21 protein-coding genes are annotated in these 22095 nt (G+C 69.1%); 5 read left to right on the plus strand and 16 right to left on the minus strand.

Going from position 1 to position 22095, the window contains the following annotated elements:
- Positions 1-109 precede the first annotated feature (109 nt).
- From DEI98_RS00270 to DEI98_RS00300, 7 genes are all read right to left on the minus strand, one after another.
- Complete coding sequence (locus DEI98_RS00270) at positions 110-1996, minus strand: glycerol-3-phosphate dehydrogenase/oxidase (protein ID WP_071404640.1); 1887 nt, start codon at positions 1994-1996, stop codon at positions 110-112.
- A gap of 62 nt (positions 1997-2058) precedes the next feature.
- Positions 2059-3177, minus strand: coding sequence for a GuaB3 family IMP dehydrogenase-related protein (locus DEI98_RS00275; protein ID WP_027466694.1), 1119 nt, complete (start codon positions 3175-3177; stop codon positions 2059-2061).
- Between the two features lie 75 nt (positions 3178-3252).
- Positions 3253-3444, minus strand: coding sequence for a hypothetical protein (locus DEI98_RS00280; protein WP_027466695.1), 192 nt, complete (start codon positions 3442-3444; stop codon positions 3253-3255).
- 342 nt (positions 3445-3786) lie between these two features.
- Positions 3787-4593, minus strand: a complete 807-nt coding sequence (locus DEI98_RS00285) for an ABC transporter ATP-binding protein (protein WP_027466696.1) — start codon at positions 4591-4593, stop codon at positions 3787-3789.
- On the minus strand, positions 4590-5480 hold the full coding sequence (locus DEI98_RS00290; protein ID WP_027466697.1) for an ABC transporter ATP-binding protein: 891 nt from the start codon (positions 5478-5480) through the stop codon (positions 4590-4592). The genes DEI98_RS00285 and DEI98_RS00290 overlap by 4 nt, the downstream gene beginning before the upstream one ends.
- Entirely contained in the window at positions 5473-6459 is a 987-nt protein-coding gene (locus DEI98_RS00295) for a branched-chain amino acid ABC transporter permease (protein ID WP_027466698.1), read from the minus strand. Before DEI98_RS00295 ends, DEI98_RS00290 begins: the two co-directional genes overlap by 8 nt.
- A gap of 12 nt (positions 6460-6471) precedes the next feature.
- Positions 6472-7782: a branched-chain amino acid ABC transporter permease gene (locus DEI98_RS00300; protein ID WP_111099552.1), complete on the minus strand. Its 1311-nt coding sequence runs from the start codon at positions 7780-7782 to the stop codon at positions 6472-6474.
- Positions 7783-8108: 326 nt separating this feature from the next.
- Between DEI98_RS00300 and guaB the strand changes: the two genes are divergently transcribed.
- From guaB to DEI98_RS00315, 3 genes are all read left to right on the plus strand, one after another.
- A complete protein-coding gene (guaB, locus tag DEI98_RS00305) occupies positions 8109-9611 on the plus strand; it encodes an IMP dehydrogenase (protein WP_110859527.1) in 1503 nt (500 codons plus the stop codon).
- Positions 9612-9818: 207 nt separating this feature from the next.
- The gene (locus DEI98_RS00310) at positions 9819-10715 is read left to right on the plus strand and encodes a hypothetical protein (protein WP_146243377.1); all 897 of its coding nucleotides are present in this window, start codon (positions 9819-9821) and stop codon (positions 10713-10715) included.
- A gap of 176 nt (positions 10716-10891) precedes the next feature.
- The gene (locus tag DEI98_RS00315) at positions 10892-11293 is read left to right on the plus strand and encodes a VOC family protein (RefSeq protein WP_111099554.1); all 402 of its coding nucleotides are present in this window, start codon (positions 10892-10894) and stop codon (positions 11291-11293) included.
- 94 nt (positions 11294-11387) lie between these two features.
- Here the strand turns inward: DEI98_RS00315 and DEI98_RS00320 are convergent, their stop codons facing one another.
- Entirely contained in the window at positions 11388-12188 is an 801-nt protein-coding gene (locus DEI98_RS00320) for an SDR family oxidoreductase (protein ID WP_071404637.1), read from the minus strand.
- A gap of 262 nt (positions 12189-12450) precedes the next feature.
- On the opposite strand from DEI98_RS00320, the gene DEI98_RS00325 reads away from it, so the two are divergent.
- A complete protein-coding gene (locus tag DEI98_RS00325) occupies positions 12451-13779 on the plus strand; it encodes an ABC transporter substrate-binding protein (RefSeq protein ID WP_111053743.1) in 1329 nt (442 codons plus the stop codon).
- A gap of 152 nt (positions 13780-13931) precedes the next feature.
- Here the strand turns inward: DEI98_RS00325 and rarD are convergent, their stop codons facing one another.
- Positions 13932-14894, minus strand: coding sequence for an EamA family transporter RarD (gene rarD / locus DEI98_RS00330; RefSeq protein ID WP_181437886.1), 963 nt, complete (start codon positions 14892-14894; stop codon positions 13932-13934).
- Between the two features lie 163 nt (positions 14895-15057).
- The gene (groES, locus tag DEI98_RS00335) at positions 15058-15354 is read right to left on the minus strand and encodes a co-chaperone GroES (protein ID WP_017885484.1); all 297 of its coding nucleotides are present in this window, start codon (positions 15352-15354) and stop codon (positions 15058-15060) included.
- A 160-nt stretch (positions 15355-15514) separates the two neighbouring features.
- Between groES and DEI98_RS00340 the strand changes: the two genes are divergently transcribed.
- Positions 15515-16717 carry a class I SAM-dependent methyltransferase gene (locus DEI98_RS00340; RefSeq protein ID WP_111099555.1) on the plus strand — a complete coding sequence of 401 codons (1203 nt, stop codon included), beginning with the start codon at positions 15515-15517 and terminating at the stop codon, positions 16715-16717.
- Between the two features lie 63 nt (positions 16718-16780).
- Here DEI98_RS00340 and DEI98_RS00345 read toward each other — a convergent pair whose 3' ends face one another.
- The 6 genes from DEI98_RS00345 to DEI98_RS00365 all read right to left on the minus strand — a co-directional run bounded on the left by DEI98_RS00345 (position 16781) and on the right by DEI98_RS00365 (position 21994).
- On the minus strand, positions 16781-17575 hold the full coding sequence (locus tag DEI98_RS00345) for a DUF4190 domain-containing protein (RefSeq protein WP_111099556.1): 795 nt from the start codon (positions 17573-17575) through the stop codon (positions 16781-16783).
- Between the two features lie 86 nt (positions 17576-17661).
- Positions 17662-18717: a tRNA (adenosine(37)-N6)-threonylcarbamoyltransferase complex transferase subunit TsaD gene (gene tsaD, locus DEI98_RS00350; RefSeq protein ID WP_111099557.1), complete on the minus strand. Its 1056-nt coding sequence runs from the start codon at positions 18715-18717 to the stop codon at positions 17662-17664.
- Positions 18704-19249, minus strand: a complete 546-nt coding sequence (gene rimI, locus DEI98_RS00355; RefSeq protein ID WP_111099558.1) for a ribosomal protein S18-alanine N-acetyltransferase — start codon at positions 19247-19249, stop codon at positions 18704-18706. The genes tsaD and rimI overlap by 14 nt, the downstream gene beginning before the upstream one ends.
- A complete protein-coding gene (gene tsaB, locus DEI98_RS00360) occupies positions 19246-19881 on the minus strand; it encodes a tRNA (adenosine(37)-N6)-threonylcarbamoyltransferase complex dimerization subunit type 1 TsaB (protein ID WP_110863199.1) in 636 nt (211 codons plus the stop codon). Before tsaB ends, rimI begins: the two co-directional genes overlap by 4 nt.
- 98 nt (positions 19882-19979) lie before the next feature.
- Positions 19980-20669: a hypothetical protein gene (locus DEI98_RS18185; RefSeq protein WP_146243378.1), complete on the minus strand. Its 690-nt coding sequence runs from the start codon at positions 20667-20669 to the stop codon at positions 19980-19982.
- Entirely contained in the window at positions 20669-21994 is a 1326-nt protein-coding gene (locus DEI98_RS00365) for an AAA family ATPase (RefSeq protein WP_111099559.1), read from the minus strand. Before DEI98_RS00365 ends, DEI98_RS18185 begins: the two co-directional genes overlap by 1 nt.
- Between the last annotated feature and the right edge of the window lie 101 nt (positions 21995-22095).

A 22095-nucleotide genomic window follows, 5' to 3' on the forward strand; every position in this document is an offset into this window, starting at 1 on the left:
TCTCGATGACCAGACGGCGTCAACACGACACGACGGCGTCCTGTTCAACCCGCAGACGCCGGCGTCTCGGCGACACGACGGCGTCTGCTGGCCTCGCTACTCCGGCTCGCTACTCCGGCTCGCTCGTCTTCTCGCCGACGACCTGCTCGTCGGACGCCTTCGCGCCCTCGGCGCCGTCCGAACGGCCGCCGCCCACGACCACGTCGTCCTCGTCGAAGCCGAACGCGATGTCCGGGGCCTCGAGCCGCACGCGGTCCGCGCTCTCGTCGTCGGGCTGCAGCTGCGACTCCCGTTCGGCGGCGACGCGCTTCAGGTAGTTCGCGACCTCGTGCTCGGTCGTCTCCTGGTCCCAGCCGAGCACGTCCGCCATGAGCTTCGCGGCGACGGGCGCCGCTGACTCGCCGCGGTCCCACGCCTCGATGGAGATGCGGGTGCGACGGGCGAGGACGTCCTCCAGGTGCAGGGCGCCCTCGTGCGAGGCGGCGTAGACGACCTCGGCGCCGATGTAGTCATCGGCCCCCGGCAGCGGCTCGGCGAGTGCCGGGTCCTGCTCGACGAGCTGCAGCACCTCGGTCGCGAGGGTGCCGTACCGGTTGAGCAGGTGCTCGATGCGGACCTTGTGCACGTTGAAGCTCCGTGCGGTGCGGGCGCGTCGGTTCCACGCGGCCGGGTAGCCCTCGGCGCCGAGGAGCGGGATGTCCTCGGTCGTCGACTCCGGGATCCTGCCGTCCATGGCCGCGACGGCCTCGTCGATGGCGTCCTTGCCCATCACCCGGTAGGTGGTCCACTTGCCGCCGGCGACCACGACGAGCCCGGGCACGGTGTGCGCGACGACGTGCTCGCGGCTGAGCTGCGAGGTCTGGTCGGACTCCCCCGCCAGCAGCGGGCGGAGCCCGGCGTAGACGCCCTCGACGTCCTCGCGGGTGAGCGGGACGGCGAGCACCTTGTTGACGTGCTCGAGGATGTAGTCGATGTCCGCCGCGGTCGCTGCGGGGTGCGCCTTGTCGAGGTACCAGTCGGTGTCGGTCGTGCCGACGAGCCAGTGCCGACCCCACGGGATGACGAAGAGCACGCTCTTCTCGGTGCGCAGGATCATGCCCGTGTTCGACTGGAACCGGTCACGGGGGATGACGAGGTGGACGCCCTTCGACGCCCGCACCTTGAACTGGCCGCGGGTGCCGATCATCGCCTGGGTGTCGTCGGTCCAGACACCGGTGGCGTTGACGACCTGCTTCGCGCGGATCTCGAACCGCTCGCCGGTCTGGATGTCGTGGGCCTGCGCGCCGACCACGCGCTCCCCGACCTTGATGAACCCCTCGATGCGGACGCGACTCGCTGCCTCGGCACCGTACGAGGCCGCGGTGCGCACGAGCGACGCGACGTAGCGCGCGTCGTCGACCTGGGCGTCGTAGTACGTCATGCCGCCGACGAAGGCGTCCTTCTTGAGGCCGGGCATGTTCCTGAGCACCTGCTTCCGGCTGAGGTGCCGGTGGTGCGGGACGCCGGGCGGACGGCCGCCGGACCAGCTGAACACGTCGTACATCGCCATGCCGATGCCGATGTAGAAGCGCTCCCAGACCCGGTGGTTGAGCGGGTAGAGGAAGCGCACGGGCTTCACCAGGTGCGGGGCGATGCGCTGCAGCAGCAGGCCGCGTTCGATGAGGGCCTCGCGGACGAGTGCGAAGTTGAGCTGCTCCAGGTAGCGGATGCCGCCGTGCACGAGCTTGGACGAACGGCTCGACGTCCCCGAGCCCCAGTCACGGGCCTCGACGATGCCGACGCTCAGGCCGCGGGTCACGGCGTCGAGCGCGCTGCCCGCACCGACGATCCCGCCGCCGACGACCAGGACGTCGAGCTCCTTGGTCTTCAGCGTCTCGATCGCGGCCGCACGTTCGTCCGGCCCGAGCTTCGCCGCGGGGTCGAACCCCACGCCGGGCGTGACGTCACGCGGACGTCCGGCCGTGCTGGTCTGCTTCGTCGTGCTGGACTTGGCCATCGTCGCCTCCGGGTCACGGTCGGCGCCGTGGCGTCACCCGGGTTCGTGCCCGGGTGCCACCGTCACTGGTGGTACGGCGCCACGACCACTTCTACTCGCTGGAACTCCTTGGCGTCGGAGTATCCGGTCGTCGCCATCGAGCGACGCAGGGCACCGACCAGGTTGGCGCGGCCGTCGTGGGTCGGCGTCGGACCGTTCAGGACGTTCTCGAGCGGGGCGATCGTGCCCACCTCGACCCGGCGGCCGCGGGGCAGCTCGGGGTGGTGCGCCTCGGCACCCCAGTGGTAGCCGCCACCCGGGGCCTCGGTCGCACGGGCGAGCGCGGTGCCGAGCATGACGGCGTCGGCACCCACGGCGATGGCCTTGACGATGTCGCCCGCGGTGTCGAGCCCGCCGTCGGCGATGACGTGCACGTACCGGCCGCCCGACTCGTCGAGGTAGTCACGACGGGCACCGGCGACGTCCGCGACGGCGGTGGCCATCGGGGCGTGGATGCCGAGCGCGGCGCGGGTGGTCGACGCTGCGCCGCCACCGAAGCCGACGAGCACGCCGGCGGCACCGGTGCGCATGAGGTGCAGCGCCGACGTGTACGTCGAGGCACCGCCCACGATCACCGGGACGTCGAGCTCGTAGATGAACTTCTTGAGGTTGAGGGGTTCCTCGGTCTGGGAGACGTGCTCCGCCGAGACCGTGGTGCCGCGGATGACGAACAGGTCGACACCGGCGTCGACGACCGTCTTCGAGAACTCCTGGGTACGCTGCGGGCTGAGCGAGCCGGCGACCGGCACTCCGGCTGCGCGGATCTCGGCCAGGCGTGCGGTGATCAGCTCGGCCTTGATCGGCTCGGAGTAGATCTCCTGCATGCGCTTCGTGACGTTGCCGTCGGTGAGCGACTTGATCTCGTCGTAGTACGGGGTCGGGTCCTCGTAGCGGGTCCACAGACCCTCGAGGTCGAGCACACCGAGGATGCCGAGCTTGCCCATCTGGATGACCGTCGCCGGCGAGGACACGGAGTCCATCGGCGCCGACAGGATCGGCGACGCGAACGTGAACGCGTCGATCGACCACTGCACGCTGACGTCGCGCGGGTCACGCGTCCGCCTGGAGGGGACCACCGCGATGTCGTCGAACGCGTACGCCCGACGTCCGCGCTTGCCTGCACCGATCTCGACTTCGCTCACTCGGACAGCCTACCGGGCGGGCTCTGCGGCGTGCACGGGCCGGACGGTGCGGGCGGAGACGTCACGGCGGAGCCGTCAGCGCGGACGCCGCGGGGCCCGTCGGCGCTTCCGGAGCGCCCGCAGCACGAAGCCGAGCAGGAGCGCGAGCACCACGAGGACGACGAGCAGCACGGCCGCGACCTTGACGAGCAGCGCCGCCCCGACGAAGAGCGCGATGAACACGAGCCAGACGAGGGCGTCGAGCACGAGGGGTCCGGAGGTGCGCACCCGCGGAACGATACCGACCCGCGCGGGGCGAGCCGCGCCTCCTGGCCGGGTGCGACGGACGACGCCGTCGTCAACGGAAGACGCCGTCGTCAGCGGAAGACGCCGTCGTCAGCGCAGGACACCGCCACGCCGTCGAGACGCCGCCGAATTCCGAGGCGTCTCGACGGGACCGCGGCGTTGACGGAACACAACGGCGTCATGCGACCACAGCCATGCAACCAGGGGCGAGCCGCGCCTCCTGGCCGGGTACAGGAGCGGGGCCGTGCGGCGCGAAGCGACCACGCACGGCCCCACCCGTCACGGATACCACCCCCACAGCGGTACCCGTAGCCGACGACAGCGCTAGCGCTGTGCGTCGACGTCCTTGGCGAGCGTCCCCAGGTAGAGCTCGATGACCTTGGGGTCGTCAGCGAGTTCCTTCCCGGTGCCCGAGTACGCGTTCTTCCCCTGGTCGAGCACGTACCCACGATCGCAGATCTGCAGACAGCGTCGCGCGTTCTGCTCCACCATGATGATCGACACACCGGCCTTGTTGATCCGGCGGGTCCGCAGGAACGTCTCGTCCTGGCGCACGGGGGACAGTCCGGCGCTCGGCTCGTCGAGCAGCAGCACCTTCGGGTCCATCATCAGCGCACGGGCCATCGCGACGGACTGCCGCTCACCACCCGAGAGCGATCCGGCCCGCTGGTTCCGCCGCTGCGCGAGGACCGGGAACAGGTCGTAGATGACCTCAAGGCGCTCGGCGAACTTCCGGGGCCGCAGGTACAGCCCCATCTGCAGGTTCTCCTCGATGGACAGCGAGGGGAACACGTTGTTCGTCTGCGGCACGAAGCCGACACCGGCCTGCACGAGCTTGTTCGCCTTGAGGTTCGTGATGTCGTCACCCTGCAGGGTCACCGAACCCTCGCGGATGGACACGAGCCCGAACAGCGCCTTCAGGAGCGTCGACTTGCCCGCACCGTTCGGCCCGATGATGCCGATGAGCTCGCCCGGGTAGCAGTCCAGGTCGCAGCCGTTCAGGATGTTCACGCCCGGCAGGTAGCCGGCGACGAGGTTCTTCGCGCTGAGCACCGGCTCGCGTTCCAGCGTGGCCGCCGGGGACGGACTGGAGGCACTGCTCGCGTTCGTGGGGTCCGTTGCGTCCGTCATCGGGTCGTCTCCTCTGCTGCGTCCTCTTCGGCGACTTCCTCCGCCAGTTCCTCGAAGGTCTCCTCGGTGAGGAGCGAGTCGTCACCCAGGTCGGTGTCGTGGTGCGCACCGAGGTAGGCGTCGATCACGGCCTGGTCGTCCATCACCGTGTCCGCCGGGCCCTCGGCCACGACCTTGCCCTCGGCCATCACGACCACCCAATCCGAGATGTGCCGGACCATGTGCATGTCGTGCTCGACGAAGAGCACGGTCATGCCGTCGTCGCGCAGGGACTGGATGTGGCCGAGGAGCGACTGGGTGAGCGCGGGGTTCACGCCGGCCATCGGCTCGTCGAGCATGATCATCGTCGGGTCGGACATCAGCGCCCGGGCCATCTCGAGCAGCTTCCGCTGCCCGCCGGACAGCGAACCGGCGTAGTCGTCGGCCTTGGTGTCGAGCTTGAACCGGGCGAGGAGGTCCTCGGCCTTGGCCGTGATCTCGCGCTCCCGCTTCGCCCACACCGGCTTGACCAGGGCGGCGAAGAAGTTCTCGCCGGGCTGGTCGCGGGCACCGAGGAGCATGTTCTGCATCACGGTGAGCCGCGACAGCGCCTTGGTCAGCTGGAAGGTGCGGACCATGCCCTTGTTCGCGATGTGCGTCGCGCTCGTCTTCTGCAGCGTGGCGCCGTTGAACTGCGTCTTCGCACCCGGGCTCGGCTTGTCGAACCCGGTGAGCAGGTTGAAGAACGTGGTCTTGCCGGCGCCGTTCGGGCCGATGAGGGCCGTGATGGAGCCGCGCTGGACCTCGAGGTGGTCGACGTCCACGGCGGTCATGCCCCCGAACCGGCGGGTGACGTCGTCGACGGTGAGGATCGGGTCGGCCTTGGGGTGGCCGTAGGTCTCAGACACTGAACGTCAGCTCCTTCTTGTTGCCGAGCAACCCCTGTGGACGGAACACGATGAGCAGCATGAGCGCGACGCCGACGAGCACGTACGAGAACTGCTCGGCCTGCTGCGCGTTCATGATCGAGTCGGGGATGAAGTCGCCGGCCAGCGTGCGGATGAAGAGCCGGACGACGAAGAAGAGCACGGCTCCGAGCACCGGTCCGAACACCGTCGCCGCACCACCGAGGATGAGCGCCGTCCAGATGAAGAACGTCATCGAGCGGCCCATGGCGTCCGGTTGCACCGAACTCGGCAGCACGTAGATGATGCCCGCGATCGCACCGAGCGCCCCACCGAACACGAGCGCCTGCATCTTGTACGAGTAGACGTTCTTGCCGAGCGAGCGGACGGCGTCCTCGTCCTCGCGGATCGCCTTCACCACGCGGCCCCACGGGCTGCGCATCAGCAGGAAGAGCACCAGGGTGAACAGGGCGACCATGGCCCACGCCGCGATGCGGATCCACCAGCCGTTGACGCCGTTGTTCGCGTACGTGAACCACAGGATCGTGGTGGTGCCGTCGGGCAGCGGGCTGAGGGCGGTGAACGGGTCGCGGTAGCTCGACCCGGTGATGCCGTTCGAGCCACCCGTGGTCGAGGTGAGCAGGCTCGAGCGGCCCACCATGCGGATGATCTCGGCGCCGGAGATCGTGACGATCGCCAGGTAGTCGCCGCGCAACCGCAGGGTCGGGATGCCGAGGATGATCGCGAACACGATCGCGACGAGCAGGGCGATGAGCACCGCCATCACGAACGGCAGTCCGTTGGTGATCGAGATCGCGAAGCCGTAGGCGCCGAGCAGCAGGAACGCCGCCTGGCCCATGTTCACGAGGCCGGTGAGCCCGAAGTGCACGTTCAGGCCGATCGCGGCCAGCGCGAACGCCGCCGTGGTCGGGGCGAGTGCCTCCTGGGTGAGCGAGGACAGCAGGTTGAGGATGTAGTCCATGCGCGTGCTCCCTTAGCCGATCCGCTCGGCGCGGCCGAAGATGCCCTGCGGCCGGAACAGCAGGATGAGGATGAGGATGACGAGGGCGGTGGCGTACTTGAAGTCACCGGGGAGCACCAGGTTCGTGAGCTCCACGACGACGCCGATGATCATCGAGCCGACCAGGGCGCCGTACGCGGTGCCGAGGCCACCGAGCGTGACCGAGGCGAACATCAGCAGGAGCAGCTGGAGCCCGGTCTGCCAGTTCACGCCGTTCAGGACGAGTCCGAGCATCACACCGGAGAGCCCCGCGAGGCCGGCGGCGAGCGTCCACACGAAGCGGATCACCCGGTCGACGTCGATGCCGGAGGCCGCGGCGAGCGCCGGGTTGTCCGACACGGCGCGGGTCGCCCGGCCGAAGCGCGTCTTCGCCAGGAAGAGCCCGGTCGCGATCAGGACCACGAGCGCGATGCCCATGGCGACGTACGACTGCACCGTCAGGGTGACTCCGGCGAACCGCACGGTCTCCGGGTTGCCCTGCTGGATGCGGACCGTCGAGGCTCCGAAGAAGTACTGGAACGCGTATTGGGCGGCGATCGACAGACCGATCGTCACGATCATGAGCTGCGTCAGGCTGATGCGCCGGCGCCGGAGCGGCCGCCAGATCGCGGCGTCCTGCAGGTACCCGGTCGCGGCGCACAACAGCGTGACGACGATGCCGGTGACCCAGATGTTCCAGCCGAGCTGGTTGGCGAACACGTACGCCAGCAGACCGCCGAGGGTGACCTGCTCACCGTGCGAGAAGCTCGACAGCCCGGTCGTGCCGTAGATGAGCGAGAGCCCGATCGACGCCAGGGCGATGAGCAGCCCGAGCCGGAGCCCGGAGGCGAACTGCTGCCAGGCCCGCTGGATGCTCACGCCCGACGAGTCCGTCGAGGTCGTGGCGCCCTTCTGGTCGGACAGCTGGAAGATCTGCCCGACGTTGGCGTTCAGGGTGGCCTGCACCTTGCGCTCGGCGTCGGCGGCGTTCGTCAGGTACTGGCCCTTCGGCAGGGTGCCCTGGTCGACGCTCACGGTGTACTCGCCGGCCGTGTCGACGCTGACGGACCAGCGGCCGTCGCCGTTCGTCGTGGCCGTCTCGTCGAAGCCGCTCGGGCCGGTCACGTCGACGTCGACGCCCTCGGCCGGTTCACGCTCGGAGTCGGTGATCGTGCCCTGGATGCACCCGTTGTCGGGGCTGACGGTGCACGCCTGGCTGGTGGCCGGTGCCGAGGTGGCACTGAAGGCCGGCAGGGTGACCGCCCAGTCGATCAGGAAGGTCGCCAGGAACGCGGCGACGAGCACGGCCGCCAGGACCGGTCGTCGTCGTGCGTGGCGGAGGCGGAACAGGCGCGGCTGCGCCCGTCCCGGAGGAGTGATGGATCCCACGGAAGAGCCTCTCGTTCGGATGACGAGGAACCTATGGGGATTTTGTGACACCCGTGTTTCCAACACGTTCCCTGTGTGATTCGTACCCGAACTGTGACGTTGTGGAGGAACGCTGCGAGGCGGGCGCGATCCGTGCCTCCAGGCGGAATGCGGCGACAGCCGCTCGCGTTACCATGTCCTATCCGGAACCCGTCGTCGTGTTCCCGGTGTCTCGACACTTCACTCGCCCACGAAGGGGACCCATGGACCAGCCGGATCCGTTCGGATTCATCGGACTCACGTACGACGACGTCATGCTGCTGCCCGGGCACACCGACGTCATCCCGAGCGAGGCGTCCACGGCGTCCCGGCTCACCAAGCGGATCTCCGTCAACGTCCCGCTGCTCTCCGCCGCGATGGACACCGTCACCGAAGCCCGCATGGCCATCGCCATGGCGCGTCAGGGCGGCATCGGGATCCTGCACCGCAACCTGTCCATCGAGGACCAGGCTGCCTACGTCGACAAGGTCAAGCGCTCCGAGTCGGGCATGATCACCAACCCGGTGACCACCACCCCGGACGCCACCGTGGCCGAGGTGGACGCGCTCTGCGGCCAGTTCCGCGTCTCCGGCCTGCCGGTCGTCGAGCAGGACGGCACCCTCGTCGGCATCATCACGAACCGCGACATGCGCTTCGTAGCCTCGTTCGAGCAGGCCACCACGTACGTGCGTGACGTGATGACCAAGGCGCCGCTGATCACCGCGATGGAGGGCATCGACCCCGAAGAGGCGATCGCCATCTTCGCGCAGCACAAGATCGAGAAGCTGCCGCTGGTCGACGCCGAGGGCAAGCTCCGCGGCCTCATCACCGTCAAGGACTTCGACAAGAGCGAGCAGTACCCGGACGCCACGAAGGACGACGAGGGCCGGCTCCGCGTCGGTGCCGCGATCGGCTTCTTCGGGGACGCCTGGCAGCGCGCCGAGGCCCTGCGCGACGCCGGCGTCGACGTGCTCGTCGTCGACACCGCCAACGGCGAGAGCGAGGGCGTGCTCGACATGGTCCGTCGGCTCAAGGCCGACCCGACGTTCGACGCGATCGACGTCATCGGCGGCAACGTCGCCACCCGCGCGGGCGCCCAGGCGCTCATCGACGCCGGCGTGGACGCCGTCAAGGTCGGCGTCGGTCCGGGCTCCATCTGCACCACGCGCGTCGTCGCCGGTGTGGGTGTGCCCCAGGTGACCGCCGTGTACGAGGCCTCCCTCGCCGCACGCGAAGCCGGTGTGCCGATCATCGCCGACGGTGGCCTGCAGTACTCGGGCGACATCGCGAAGGCCCTGGTGGCCGGTGCCGACACCGTCATGCTCGGCTCGCTGCTGGCCGGCACCGACGAGTCCCCCGGTGACCTGGTGTTCGTGAACGGCAAGCAGTTCAAGGCCTACCGCGGCATGGGGTCCCTCGGCGCGCTGCAGACCCGTGGCAAGAAGACCTCGTACTCGAAGGACCGCTACTTCCAGGCGGACGTGCCGAACGACGACAAGCTCATCCCCGAGGGCATCGAGGGCCAGGTGCCGTACCGCGGTTCGGTCGGCAACGTCGTCTACCAGCTCACCGGTGGGCTGCGGCAGTCGATGTTCTACGTCGGCGGTCGCACGATCCCCGAGCTGAAGGCCCGTGGCAAGTTCGTCCGCATCACGGCGGCGGGGCTCAAGGAGTCCCACCCGCACGACGTCCAGATGGTCGTCGAGGCGCCGAACTACCGCAGCTAGCGTTCCCGTCCGGGCCGGTTCTGGTCCGCAAGACGCCGTCGTGTCGTTGAGACGCCGCCGAATTCGGCGGCGTCTCAACGCTTTCCGGGCGTGATCCGGAGACGACGGCGTCTTGCGACTCCTCCACAAGCGGCAACGGCCTGGAGGCTCTCCACCGGTCCGGCGCGCGAGTCACCTCGCAGCGTGGTCGCGATCCAGGCTGCGGGCATGCACACGCTCCCCCACACCGTCCTGGTCCGTGTCCCGTCGGCCCTGCACGAACCGGTGCGCCTGTTCCACGGCGCCGCCGTCGAACGTCCGGAGTGGGAGGCGCTCTCACTCCTGGAACGCCGGCGCCTGTTCGTCCGCGCACGGTACGGGTCCTTGGCGTCCGCGTGCGTCGTCTCGGGGACATCAGCCGCGGCACTGTGGGGGCTGCCCGACTTCGACGCTGCCGACTGGCGGTTGCACGTGGTCGACGTCCGGCTCGACAAGACGCACACCGGTCGGGGCGTCGTCCGTCACACTGGGCGGATCCGGAACGGCGAGCGCGTCGTGATCGACGGGATCCCGACGACGTCACTCGAGCGGACGGTCCTCGACATCGCACGTCGGCAATCGTTCACCCACGCCGTCGTCGTCCTCGACCACGTGCTCCGGTTCGACATGCTCCGCCGTGAAAGACTCGCCGGCGCACTCGAAGCCCTCGGACGCGTGCGCGGATGCCGACAGGCCGCCGCGGCGATCGCCTTCGCCGACGCGCGAGCCGAATCCCCCGGGGAGTCGATCAGCCGCGTCACCGCCCATCTCATCGGGATTCCTGCTCCGGAGTTGCAGCACGAGTTCGAGACGCCGCGCGGCAGGTTCAGAACGGACTTCTGGTGGCCCGACGCCGGCGTGATCGGAGAGTTCGACGGTCGCCTGAAGTACGACGACCCCCGAGCCCTCTGGGACGAGAAGAACCGTGAGGACGCGCTCCGTCGGCTGCCAGAGGTACGCGGGTTCGCGCGGTGGACGATGCGGGAGGCCGCGGATGCACGAGCGCTGGCTGCGGTGCTGTCGGCTGCCGGGCTCCCGGTGCTCCGTGCAGCGCCGATCAGCGCACGTCGCCAGCCGAGCTCGTGAGCAGCGGCTGGCGAAGAGCACAAGACGCCGTCGTGTGCGTTGGACGCCGCCGAGTCCCCGAAACGCCGCCGAATACAGCGGCGTCTCGCGAGCACCGCGGCGTCGAAGGAACACGACGGCGTCTTTCCCCCCCCCACCCCCGCTGCTGCTGCATTCCGCGGCGGTAGTGTCGCCGCATGGTCAGCGCCGTCTCACACACCACGATCGACTCCCGCGACGCCTACGCCCAGTCCGAGTGGTGGAAGCAGGTGCTCGGGTACGTCGACCTGCCCGACGACCCGAACGCCCCCGGGCACGAGGAGTGCGAGATCACCGCACCGGACCGGTCGCACACGGTGCTCTTCATCCAGGTGCCCGAGGCGAAGACCGTGAAGAACCGGATCCACTTCGACCTGCGCCCCACCGACCGCACCCGCGACGAAGAGGTCGAGCGGCTCCGCGGCATCGGTGCCGTGGAGCTCGCCGACCTGCGCCACCCGGACGGCGGATGGGTGGTCTTCGCCGACCCGGAGGGCAACGAGTTCTGCGTCCTGCGGTCCCAGGCCGAACTCGACGAAGAAGCCGTCCAGCAGAGCTGACGAGCAGGCCGGCCGCCAGAGCTGACCAGCGCGCCGACCGGCAGAGCTGACCGGCCCGGCGTCCGGCCTGCAGGCCGGACCGCCGGCCGAGCTCCTACGCCGAACGCCAGTCGTTCGACGTGATGTGCGAGCCGCCGTGCGGGCCCATCTGCAGCATCCCGCCGTCCACCGGCAGGGAGACCCCGGTGATGTAGGACGACGCCCGCGAGGCCAGGAACGCCACGGCTGCCGCGATCTCCCACGCGTTGCCCGGGCGGCCGAGCGGCACACCGGGGCGGTCGATGGTGTGCGGGTCCTCGTCCTCGGCGCCGGTCATCCGGGTGGCGATCTCGCCGGGGGCGACGGCGTTCACGGTGATGCCGTGTTCGGCGAGCTCGATCGCCATGGTCTTCAGCAGGCCGCCGAGCCCGTGCTTCGCGGCGTCGTAGGCGCTCGAGCCGTAGCGGGGCTGGTGCTCGTGCACGCTCGTGATGCCGATGATCCGGCCGCCGGTGCCGGCCTGCACCATGTGCTTCGCAGCGGCCTGCATCGTGACGAAGGCCCCGTCGAGGTCGGTCGACACCGTGTGGCGCCACTGGTCGAGGGTCATCTCGAGGAACGGGGCGTTGTCGCCGGTGCCGGCGTCGGCCACGAAGACGTCGACGCCGCCCAGCTGCGAGACGAGGCGGTCGACGACGGCGGCCGCCCCGGCGAGGTCGGAGACGTCGATCTGCTCGACGAAGGCCCGACGGCCGGTCTTCCGGACCTCCTCCGCGGTCTCCTCTGCACGGTCGGGTTCGGACAGGTAGGTGATGCCGACGTCCATGCCGGCTTCGGCGAGCGCGACGGCGGTCGCGCGGCCGATCCCGGATTCGGAACCGGTGACGATGGCTGTGGTGGGCTGGAAGTCGCTCATGCGGCGGAACGTACGCCGGGCCTCCCGGGCGCCCTGCCGGACCATCCGCCTGACGCAGGTCGGGTCGCCACGCCGGCACCGTCGCTGCTGCACCGATCCCTGTCCCTGCGCACAGGAACGTCACGGCTCGGTAACGAAACACCTTTGCGTACCGCCCCGTCACACGGGCGAAACACATGGACCCTACGTTTCTCGACATCCAGTGGAGGCGTCGCATTCACCCGAAGCGGCACAGCCTCCGCGCAGAGAAAGGGCTCCACGGATGATCAGAACCACCCGTGCCACCGCGGCACTGGCGTTGGCGGGCGCAGCAGCCGTCCTCCTCGCCGCGTGTTCCACCACCGGCAGTGCTTCCCCCTCGAGCTCGGCGTCGAGCGATGCGAAGAAGGATCCCGCCGCCAGCTGCAAGGCCCCGGACACCCCCGGTACGGACGCGCTGAAGATCGGCACGATCCTGCCCCTGACCGGTTCGCTGGCCTACCTCAACCCGCCGGCGGAGTCCGGTGTCGGCCTGGCCGTCAAGGACATCAACGCCGCGGGCGGCGTCCTCGACAAGGACGTCACGATCGACCCGGCGACCGACTCCGGTGACAGCAACGACATGACTGTGTCGAGCTCCGCGGCGACGAAGCTCGTCAACGCGAAGGTGCCGGTCGCGATCGGCGCCGAGTCCTCGTCGGTCACGCTGAACGTCATCGACCAGCTGACGAGCAACTGCATCGTCGAGATCTCGCCCGCGAACACCGCGACCGACCTCTCCGGCTACTCGTCGTACTACTACCGGACCGCACCGCCGGACTCGGTGCAGGGTTCCGCGCTCGGTCAGCTCGTGACCGGTGACGGCAACGCGAAGGTCGCCTTCCTGGTCTTCAACGACACGTACGGCACCGGCCTCCGCAACTCGGTGCAGGCTGCGGTCGAGGCATCGGGCGGCCAGGTCGTCTACGGCGGCAAGGGTGAGGGCCAGGAGTTCCCGCCCGGCCAGACCACGTTCTCGTCCGAGGTGACCGCGGCCCTGGCCGCAAAGCCCGACGCGATCGTCGTCCTCGCCTTCGACGAGACGAAGTCGATCATCCCGGAGCTCGTCTCGCAGGGCAACGAGGCGAAGATCTACATGTCCGACGGCAACACGGCGGACTACTCGAAGGACTTCGACAAGGGCACCCTGACCGGCGCCCAGGGCACCATCCCCGGTGCCTCGCCGAAGGACGACTTCAAGAAGCAGCTCGCCGCGTTCTACAAGGACTCGTCGGGCAAGACGCTCGCCGACTACTCGTACGCGGCGGAGTCCTACGACGCCACGATCCTCGCCGCCCTCGCCGCGGTGAAGGGCAAGGGCACCGACTCCGGCACCATCCAGGCCAACATGGCTGCGGTGTCGGGTGCTGACGGCGGCACCGAGTGCGCGACGTTCAAGGAGTGCAAGACGCTCTTGGACGACGGCAAGGACATCCACTACACCGGCCCGTCCGGCATCGGTCCGTTCGACGAGAACAACGACCCGTCGGCCGCCTACATCGGCATCTACAAGTTCGACGGCGACAACAAGCCCGTCTACCAGAGCGCCATCCAGGGTGCGGTGAAGAAGTAGGGCTCAGCCCAGCACCGCTCGCGAAAGCGACAGTCCCCCACGGAACTTCCGTGGGGGACTGTCGCTTTCGCGTCGGTGGCCGGGAGGCCCGTCAGGGTCCGTCGCCGCAGCAGGACGGATCGACGGCGGCCTGGAGGCCCGTGGTGCGTCCGTCAGACCGGCTCGGCCGGGGTGGGTGCGAGCGCCCGGCGACGGGACGCACGCGCGGCGGCGAACGAGTCCGCTGTCAGCACCACGAGCGCGAGCCACACGATGCCGAAGCCGAACCAGCGCCCGGCCGACATCTCCTCGTGCTGCACCAGCACCCCGACGAGCAGCTGCATCACGGGCGCCAAGTACTGGGTCAGCCCAAGCGTCGACAGGCTCACCCGGCGTGCCGACGACGCGAAGAGCAGCAGCGGCACCGCGGTCGCCGGCCCGGTCAGCACCGTGATCACCGCGTGTCCCCAGCCCTCGCTCGTGAACGTCACGCCACCACCGAGCCCGGTCACACCGAGCACCACCAGCGCCACGACCGCGATCGGCAGCAGCCACACGGTCTCGATCGTCAGGCCGCTCAGGGCGTCCACGGTGCCGCCGACGCGCTTCTTCACCAGGCCGTACAGCCCGAACGAGAACGCCAGGGCCAGCGAGATCCACGGCATCTGCCCGTAGCCGATCGCGATGACGACGACCGCCACGACGCTCAGCCCGACAGCTGCCCACTGCGCCGGACGCAGGCGTTCGCGCAGGACCACCACGCCGAGCGCGATGGTGACGAGCGGGTTGATGAAGTAGCCGAGCGCGGCCTCGACGGTGTGGCCGGTGGTCGTCGCGAGGACGTAGACGGTCCAGTTGACCAGGATCAGCACGGCGGCGAGTCCCATCACGAGCATCACGCGGCGCTGGGCCATCAGGGTGCGGGTGCGGAGCCACGACCGGGTGACGGCGATCGCCACCGCGCAGAAGACCAGGCCGAAGACGATCCGCCACGACACGATCTCGAACGCCGCGGCGGGGGCCATGGCCGCGAAGAGCAGGGGCATCAGCCCCCAGAGCCCGTAGGCCACGATTGCCTGCACCACGCCGACGGATGCCTCGCTGCGGACGGGTCGCGCCGGACTCGGTTCACTCACGGAACCATCCTAGGAACGACCACCGACCCGTGGGACGCGCACCGGGCCTCCAGGCGGGGTGAGCGGACTGACCAGGACCGGCGCACCCGGGTGACCGGCCCCGGACGCACGAACGCCCCGTCGGCCCGAAGGCCGGACGGGGCGTCGGTGGTGAGTACTCGACTCAGTGAACGATGACCGCGAGGACATCGCGGGCCGACAGGACCAGCAGGTCCTCGCCCGAGTACTTGACCTCGGTTCCGCCGTACTTGGAGTAGATGACCTTGTCACCCACGGCGACGTCGAGCGGGACGCGGTTGCCGTTGTCGTCGATGCGACCCGGACCCACGGCGACGACCTCGCCCTCCTGGGGCTTCTCCTTCGCGGTGTCGGGGATGACCAGACCGGAAGCGGTGGTCTGCTCCGCCTCGACCTGGCGGATGACGATGCGATCCTCGAGCGGCTTGATGCTGACGGCCACGGTGACCTCTTCTTTCTCGGTACGGACTCGGTACAGATGAAAACCGGGTTGGCACTTCGCACAGGAGAGTGCCAACGCCAACTCTAGGGGGCCTCTGGCACTCGGTCAATCCGAGTGCCAGCACATCCGGAGAACACGCAGCACCTGCGAGGATCGACGCATGGACGCCGCCGAACTCACCGCACTGCTGACCCCCGACGGGATGGCCCTGCTCGACCGTACCCCGGGCGTCTCCGACGGCGGCGAGATCGTCCGTGTGGTGTCCCGGCTGCGCGCCGAGGGCCACGATCCCCGGTTGGTCGCCGCGGTGCTGACCCAGGCGAAGCTGCGGCTGAAGGCCCGCGGCAAGTTCGGCGACTTCGCCTCCCGCATGCTCTTCACCGAGGCCGGGCTCGAGCAGGCCACACGGCTGCAGGTCGCGGCCCAGCACGCCGGACGCTTCGCCGCGGCCGGGCTGACCCGCGTCGCCGACCTCGGCTGCGGCATCGGCGGGGACGCCATGGCGATGGCGGCGCTCGACCTCGACGTCACCGCCGTCGATCGCGACGAGGTGACCGCGGCCGTCGCGACCCACAACCTGGCGGTCTGGCCGAACGCGCGGGTGGAACTCGGTGATGCCGCGTCCTTCGACCTGTCCTCGGTGGACGGCGTGTGGATGGACCCCGCACGCCGCACCTCCGGGCACTCGGACACCCGCCGGCTCGCCGACCCGGACGACTGGTCCCCCTCGCTCGACACCGTGTTCGCCGCGGCGACGACGACGCCGACCGGTGTGAAGCTCGGACCGGGCATCGACCGCGACCTGATCCCGGACACGGCCGAGGCGCAGTGGACCTCCGTCGACCGCGAGGTCGTCGAGCTCGCCCTGTGGTTCGGCCCCCTCGCCCGCCCCGGGATCCGCCGCGCTGCGACCGTCATCGGCGCGCACGGCATCGCCGAGATGACCGGAGCGGCCGACGCCGACGACGCCGAGGTCGGACCGCTCGGTGCCTACCTGTACGAGCCCGACGGCGCCGTGATCCGCGCACGGCTGATCGGCGACCTGGCACGAGGCCTCGACGGGCACATGCTGTCCGAGGGCATCGCCTACGTCACGTCCGACCGCGCCGTCACGACCCCCTTCGCGCAGGGCTTCCGGGTGCTCGACACGATGCCGCTCGACGTCAAGCGACTGGCCGCACGGCTCGCCGCCGATGGCATCGGCACCGTCGAGATCAAGAAGCGCGGCGTCGACGTCGACCCGGCGCAGTTCCGCAAGCGGCTGCGGTTGCGCGGTTCGGGTCGTGTCACGCTCGTGCTCACCCGCCTGGAGGGACGCCACACGGCGATCCTGTGCGAGCGGCTCACCGACACGGTCGGCTGACGGCCGGGGGCCGCGTGCGGTGCTGCGTGCGCGTCGGCGGCAGCGTCCGCGTCAGCGGCTGCGTCAGCTGACGAAGGCGCCGGAGTTCGAGCTGTAGTCGGAGTAGTCCGAGTAGTCCGACGCGTTCGCGATCGAGATCCACACCAGGGCGACGATCAGGATGAACAGGCCCGTCAGGATCCAGCCGCCGATGATGCCGGCGAGCGCCAGGCCGCGGCCACCCTCGCCGGTCTGCTTGATCTTGCCGAGGGCGATGTGGCCCATGATCGCGCCGGCCGGGCTCGTCAGGATGATGATCGGCCAGATGATGATGCCGCCGAACGCGAAGACGATCGACAGGATCGACAGGACGTTCGTCTTCGGGCGCTGCGCGTAGGGCTGGTACGTGTACGGGTTCGACGCGTAGGGCTGCTGCTGCTGCGCGTACGGGTTCTGCTGCTGCGCGTACGGGTTCTGCTGCTGGCCGTACGGGTTCTGCGGGGCGCCGTACGCGTTCTGCTGCTGCTGCTGCTGCGGAGCCGCGTACGGGTTCTGCTGCTGCGGCTGCCCGTACGGGTTCGACGAGGCCTGCGGTGCCGCGTAGGGGTTCTGCGGCTGGCCGTACGGGTTCGCCTGCTGCTGCGGCTGACCGTACGGGTTCTGCGGCTGCTGCGGAGCACCGTACGGGTTCTGCTGCTGCGGGGCCGCGTACGGGTCCTGCTGCTGGCCGGACGGGTTCTGGGGCGCTTCCGGGGCCGACGGCGCCTGCGGTGCGTCAGGAGCCTGCGGGGCGTCCGGGGCGGGCGTGCCGTCGGGCTGTCCGTTCGCCGGGCCGTTCGGCGTCTCGCCCGGCTTCGGCCACTCGTTCTGATCGGACACCGTCCACCCCTCTCGGGCGTCCGGTCTCTCCGACGCCCGTGTGAATCCTCCCACAGGCTCCCGAAGAAGGACCGGGGCCGAACTGGTCAGACCTGGACGGTCGTCACCGGCAGGGTCGAGTCCGCGGCGATGCCGAGGTCGCTCGGTGCGTGCCCCTCGGCCAGGAGTCGGGCACCGACGGCGGCGATCATCGCGCCGTTGTCGGTGCACAGGTCGAACGGTGGGATCCGGAGCCGCACGCCCGCGGCCGCGCAGCGCTCCTCGGCGACCTGTCGCAGTCGGGCGTTCGCGACGACCCCGCCACCGAGCAGCAGCCGGTCGACGCCGGTGTCGCGGCACGCGTTCAGGGCCTTGGTCAGCAGGACGTCGACGACGGCCTCGCGGAAGCTCGCGGCGACGTCGGCCACCGGCACCTCGCGGCCCTCGTCGCGGCAGCGCTCGACCCACCGTGCGACGGCGGTCTTGAGCCCTGAGAACGAGAAGTCGTACCGGTGCGCGGCCATGTCCTTCGGCAGCGTCAGTCCCCGGGGGAACCGGATCGCCGTCGGGTCGCCCTCGGCCGCGGCACGGTCGATCTGCGGGCCGCCGGGGTAGGGCAGTCCGAGCAGCCGCGCGACCTTGTCGAACGCCTCGCCCGCCGCGTCGTCGATCGTCTCGCCGAGCAGTTCGACGTCGCCGACCAGGTCCCGCACCAGCAGCAGCGACGTGTGGCCGCCGGAGACCAGCAGCGCGATCGTCGGCAGCTCGATCTCGCTGCCGTCCTCGCGCAGCACGTCGGCGCCGACGTGCCCGACCAGGTGGTTCACGCCGTACAGGGGCTTGCCGGTGGCCACGGCGAGCGCCTTCGCTGCCCCCACCCCGACCATGAGTGCCCCGGCCAGGCCGGGCCCGGCGGTCACCGCGACGGCGTCGAGTTCGTCGAGGGTGACGCCGGCACGGTCGAGCGCCTCGTGCAGCGTCGGGGTCATCGCCTCGAGGTGGGCCCGTGCGGCGACCTCGGGCACGACCCCGCCGTAGCGCGCGTGCTCGTCCATGCTCGAGGCGATCACGTTCGCCAGCAGGGTGCTCCCCCGCACGATGCCGACGCCCGTCTCGTCGCAGCTCGTCTCGATGCCGAGCACCAGTGGTTCAGTCGCGCTCACCGAGGGCCTCCTGTCCGATGGGTCCGACGTCGGACGACCGCTCGGCGTCCGGGCCGAGCAGTTCCGCCCGCATCACCCACGCGTCGACGCCGTCCGGTTGGTAGTAGCGCGGTCGAGTCGCGATGTGCTCGAACCCGAACGCCGTGTACATCGCCTGCGCCACGGGGTTGTCCGCGCGCACCTCGAGGAACACCTCGCGCACGCCGCGGCGCCACGCCTCGTCGAGCAGCTCCGTGAACAGGACCCGCCCGAGCCCCTTGCCGCGCTGGTCCGCGGCGACGGCGATGGTCTGCACGTCGGCGACCGGGTTGCCCGCGAGCGACGAGAGCCCGGCGTACCCGACGACCAGCGGCGCGGACGTGTCGTCGGCCGTCTCGATCACGACGTAGTACCCGTGCGGTGAGTACAGCTCGCCGGACATCTGCGACGCCGACCAGGCGTCCGTCGGGAACGAGACGTGCTCGAGCCACATGATGTCGTCGAGGTCCTGCGGGTGTGCTCGCCGCAGGCGGAGCCCGTCCGGCAGGGTCACTGCTTCACCCGCTTGGGCGCACCCGGCACCGTGACGTCGGGCTCACGCAGGTACAGGGGCGTGTCCTGGTCGAACGCCGCACCGGACGCGAGCCGGTCCGCGGCGAGCGAGCCGAGCCTCCAGGCCGGGATGGACGCGACCGTCACGCGGTCCCAGCCCACCGCTGCGGGCCGGGAGGCGCGGATCGCGTCGTCGAGATCGGCGGGCTTGGCGAGTCCGGGGCCGGCCACGCGGACGCCGTCGGCGTCGTAGGCGCTCCAGTAGACCTCGCGGCGGCGGGCGTCCGTGAGGACGACGAACGGACCGGCGATCCCCGAGTCGCGCTGGTCGAGGGCCACGGCGTCGTGGCTGACGAGGGGCAGGACGGGGACGCCGCGAGCGGCGGCGAAGGTGCGGGCGGCGGCGATGCCGACGCGCAGGCCGGTGAAGGGGCCCGGGCCCATGCCGGCGACGATGCCGGTGACGTCGGCGCCGGTGATGCCGGCCTCGGCGAGGGCCTCGGCGAGGAACGGGCCGATCACCTCGGCATGCCGGCGGCTGTCCTCGGTGTCGCGGGTCGCGAGGGCCTGGCCGGTGGCCGGGTCGACGACGGCGACGGAGGTCCCGGCGGAGGTGTCGATCGCGAGCAGCACCCGTCCATCGTAGGCGGCGGTCAGCTATCAGGACCCCGCACGTTCAAGTTCACGCCCTCTTCGTCGGCCCAGGCGCGCCGTCTTTGAGTCACGGACGGTTAGCCGAGACGAGCGGCGACAGCTAGGAAACAGGCGCCGTACTCTCGCACCTTCGCGTCACGGCGAAGACTTTCGGCCATAGCCGCCTTTTGTTGTGCAGTAAGCCCGTGTCGCTTAGCCTCTCGCGCGGATATTTGTCGCTTCAGGGCTACAAGAACGACCTTTCGCGCGGCAATTAGATGCTCAGCGTTCAGGTTGAGGACATCATCGATGACCGCGTCGGCACCAACCGGCAATCCTGGCATTGCAACGACGCGGCCATCCCGTTCGACGTTCACCAGTTGATCGACCGCCCAATCTCTGGGATTTCGGAAGGTGATACAGATGTCGATATTAGCCTTGGCTTTATCGCACGTGAAATTTTGCCCCGCCCGCTCATTTCCATCACAGCACAGAAGGAAATTGCCCCAAGCCACCGGCGCATCACCATTCGAGGCGGCGTGGCTCGCGCGCTCGCATTCCGATGCCCAGTCATGACTCCCCTGCGGATGGAAGTGCTCGATCCGCGTGTTATGCACCGGCGAGGACGGGTCTGCGAGGACCCGCTCGCAGTAAGCACACCTCTTGCCTTGTTGCTCCCAAAGCGAACGACGTATCGACGGCTCGGATGCTAATTCGGCGTATCGAGCCCCCTGTTGCCGTAGGGTCAGCATCGATACCGGTTCGGCGGCGGCGTTGATCTTCTGCATCAGTCGTCGAGGTCATCGAAGGCAATGCTGGCGTCAGCGTCGGCCAACTTAGGCACGTTTGCGACTCCACCGAGCTTCTGATCTAACTCATCGCGTAGACTCGCCGCTGCGGGAGATCGCCCTTGCCCCTGGTCCACCAGTTGAATGTATCGGTCAAGAGACTCGTTGATGGGCAAATTAGGCTCTGGATCAGTTCCGAGCACTTTGCTCATGACGATGTCGCTGCGCAACCCCGCCGCGAAGTCGACCCCGCGTACGGAATTCCCGTCGATGATCCTGATCTCGGCAGCATCAACCGTCGACAATACCTGCGGACTGTGCGTCGTGACGATGAACTGGATGTTCGGAAACACCGCTCTGAGCTGCGGCAAGATGCGCTGCTGCCAAGTCGGGTGGAGATGCAGATCAACTTCGTCGATCAATACAATACCGGGAGCTCGACGCAAGAGTTCCTCAGCACCTACACGGGGATTTGCGCGAGCAATTCGACTCACGAGATCGATAACAAGACCTACCGCAATCTTGATCCCACTCGAAAGCGACGACAGCGGGAGCGTCCCTCGCTTGTCATGCGTAATCGCGATTTCCTCCACGATTGGGCTCCACTCGGGATCATGCCACCCTGTGTGCCCAAGCACTTCGTTCGCCGCAAGAGAAATAGCGCGGAGCTGCTGACTTGCCGCCTCGCCGCCCGACCCGCGCCTATCGGCCGCGAATTCAGCGAGTGTTAGTCCCTTGATATACGCCGATAGTCTGACGAGGTCTGATTTTCCGTCGAGAGCGGAGTCGTAGGCACCGGACCGGGAGCGCGAAATCGCGCCCGCGGCGCGCCGCACACCGAGTAAGCGCTCGACACCGTAGAGCCCGATGACCGGCAGCATCGGCGCTTCAGCGCCGGGGATGTCCGACTCACGCCAGATCCTTGCCGCGATATGGCCGACGTCTGTGTTCCGATCGGCCCATGATGTGCGTCCCGAAGCGGTCTGCCGCACACGACGCCACCAGGCGCGCTCTCCTGCAAGCGTCCCTTCGACGTGGGCCGAAACCGGGTAGGTCGGCTCCATGCGCGCGACGCCGGTACCTGATTCGAGATCATGCGGAACCTCACGCGCGTCGCCTAGCTTGAATCCGAGCGTCGAACCTTCAAATTGTCGAAGAACTGTCGAAAGCATGACCGCAAGCCCGTCGAGAACAGCTGTCTTGCCGGTTCCGTTGACACCGACTAGCACCGTCAACGATGGGTTGAATTCAATCTCCAAGCGCTCAAAGCACCTGAAGTTCTCCAGGATCATTTTGTCGATGTGCCAGTCGCCGGTCGCCGCCATGCCGGCCAGCTTATGGCACTTCGCCGTACTTGCCGTTTAGACGCCCGCAAGCCTCAATATTGCGCACCTTGATCAAACGACAGTCGTCGCCAGCACGATTC

The organism is Curtobacterium sp. MCLR17_034, assembly GCF_003234485.1.
Taxonomy (GTDB): Bacteria; Actinomycetota; Actinomycetes; order Actinomycetales; family Microbacteriaceae; genus Curtobacterium; species Curtobacterium flaccumfaciens.